Below are 2,080 nucleotides of genomic sequence, written 5' to 3' on the forward strand. Positions count from 1 at the left end.
TATTAAATATTTTGCGAAAAGCAATAGGGAGGAGATCTATTATGAGTACAGTGAAATGGGAACCAATATGTCTTTTTTGCGGTAAGAAATGTGGTGGTGGTATCAGCAGATCAGAAAGTGCAGGTGCACCGGCTACGAATCCGCCAACGGGTTCTGGAAAATGTCCGTCAAGCCCTGATGGGAAACACAAACCACGCTGGGAAAGAGCATAATAAATAGCTTTTAGAAATCTGGACCTATGTTTGTAAATAATCTTTGTTGAAATAAACTATCTAATCCATTAGGAGGGTTAACAATATGGGGTTATTTGATGCACTATGGTATTCAGTTTTTCCCCCTGATAGTGCGCTGGAATTTGTTATTGATCAACTTCCTGATGTTGTTTTGAAATTAAGTAAAACAGAGCCGTTTATTTGTGGTTTTGTGATTATACTGTCTTTGGGGTTAACTTGTTTGGTTTGTATGCCAATAGATATAAAATTCAATGGTTCCAAAATTTTTGAAATCAAAACTTTTTTTGAATATTTCAAAATAGTCGCTTATTTCCCAATCATGATTGTGGTTGGAACATTGATATTATGGCTGCCAATAAAAATTTTTGGCAGAATAATAGGATATTTGGTATACCCTTTTGAGTGGATAGCAAGCTTTATTTTGGGAATTGTTTACAACATCATAAGCCCATTTTTTAAATAATTTTGATGTTGGGATAGAAAAATAGTCATTCCACTGGTAATTCGGGTAATTATAGAACTTCAAGGACGGTGATACTTAGGATGAATTGGATACCGAAAATATATTTGGGAAACAGAAGGTAATGTATATAAGTGAGTAAAGATAAAAATAATATAAAATTGGAGGGCTTGTCATGTTTTTGAACAGATTGAGTACTGATAATCAGGAGAGATTTTTACAGCTTGCTGGGATGCTGTGTTATGCGGATGGGAAGTATACGAATAACGAACGTCAAATGATGCGTTTATATGCTGCCGAAGTAGGTGAAAAAGTCGGTGCACCCATAATTGAAAAGGTGGAAACAGATGAAGCAAGGCACAATCAAGAGGGAGAAAAGTATTTTCAGCTGGCATATCGCTTTAGGAGCATTATTGAAGAAGTTAAGGATAAAAGTGATATGAAAGAAAGGAAAATGATACTATTTGAGTTGATGGGCTTGGCTCATGCAGATAAGTCATTTTCTGAGAATGAGCGCAAATTGATTACTGACGCAGTTGAAGCACTTGAGTTTAATGAGGATATGCTTACACGTCTTAATGATAGGGGACATTACTTCAATATACATGAAGTAGAAGATATGTTAACACGTTATGTTGAACTTCAAAAAGAAATGACACGTTACGTTTTGGAATGATGCGGTATGAATAAAAAAGAAGAACAAGAGAAAAATAGGCAGATTGCCAATGGTATAGCGACCGGGGATCAGGTTAACCTTGAAGTTTCCCGCTTGAATGAAGACTATGCTAAACCAAAGTATACTAAGAATCGTGCTGTATATGAAAAAGAAGAAGGTAAGTCACCATATCGTGTAGCTTATTCAAAAAGAGTGTTTTCCAATGGAAAATCTTTAAAGGACCCATATACTGGTGACAAATTATTACCAACTAAAGAAGCAAAAGCTAAATACGGTGATAATTACCGGGAACATGCCGCTCAGATAGACCACATTGAGCCACTTAAAAAGGTATATCAGGAGTATAAAGACGATGTTTGGGTTAGTAAAGATGACATAAGGGAAATAGCCAACGATGATGATAATTTTAAAGCGGTAAGTCAAAAACAGAATAATGCAAAACGTGACAGATCAAATGAAGAATATTATGGAAATGATGGTAAAGAATATCGTAAAGAGAAAGGAGTGAAAGTTCCTAAAAAAGGGCGTCAAAAAGCCATTGAAGATGGCCAAAAAGCAAAAGAAACTATTAAAAAAAAGATATTTCGCCGAAAAATCAAGAATGTTAGTACGGAGTTCGTTAACTCTGGGTGGCAGGGCGCTAAAAGTGCCGGTGCGATGGCGGCAGCAATGTCATCAATGAATAATATTGTCGCTGTTATAAAAGGAGAA

General features: G+C 35.9%; 4 protein-coding genes. All 4 read left to right on the plus strand.

What is annotated here, in order from left to right:
• Window positions 1-41: 41 nt before the first annotated feature.
• On the plus strand, window positions 42-212 hold the full coding sequence (locus tag K6C05_RS02285) for a hypothetical protein (RefSeq protein WP_296730802.1): 171 nt from the start codon (window positions 42-44) through the stop codon (window positions 210-212).
• 85 nt (window positions 213-297) lie between these two features.
• Window positions 298-696 (plus strand): hypothetical protein, encoded by a 399-nt coding sequence (locus tag K6C05_RS02290; RefSeq protein WP_273038238.1) that lies wholly within the window; start codon window positions 298-300, stop codon window positions 694-696.
• 172 nt (window positions 697-868) lie between these two features.
• Window positions 869-1,369, plus strand: coding sequence for a TerB family tellurite resistance protein (locus K6C05_RS02295; RefSeq protein ID WP_296730806.1), 501 nt, complete (start codon window positions 869-871; stop codon window positions 1,367-1,369).
• A 6-nt stretch (window positions 1,370-1,375) separates the two neighbouring features.
• Window positions 1,376-2,080, plus strand: a 705-nt coding sequence (locus K6C05_RS02300; RefSeq protein WP_296730808.1) for a hypothetical protein, incomplete at its 3' end; no start/stop codon positions are given.

Origin of the sequence: Anaerovibrio sp. (genome assembly GCF_024697385.1) — a bacterium.
Lineage (GTDB): Bacteria > Bacillota > Negativicutes > Selenomonadales > Selenomonadaceae > Anaerovibrio.

Excerpts from the sequence above, each read along its gene's own strand:
- K6C05_RS02285 (WP_296730802.1), top strand. The coding sequence starts at position 42 with ATGAGTACAGTGAAATGGGAACCAATATGTCTTTTTTGCGGTAAGAAA.
- K6C05_RS02290 (WP_273038238.1), top strand. The coding sequence starts at position 298 with ATGGGGTTATTTGATGCACTATGGTATTCAGTTTTTCCCCCTGATAGT.
- K6C05_RS02295 (WP_296730806.1), top strand. The coding sequence starts at position 869 with ATGTTTTTGAACAGATTGAGTACTGATAATCAGGAGAGATTTTTACAG.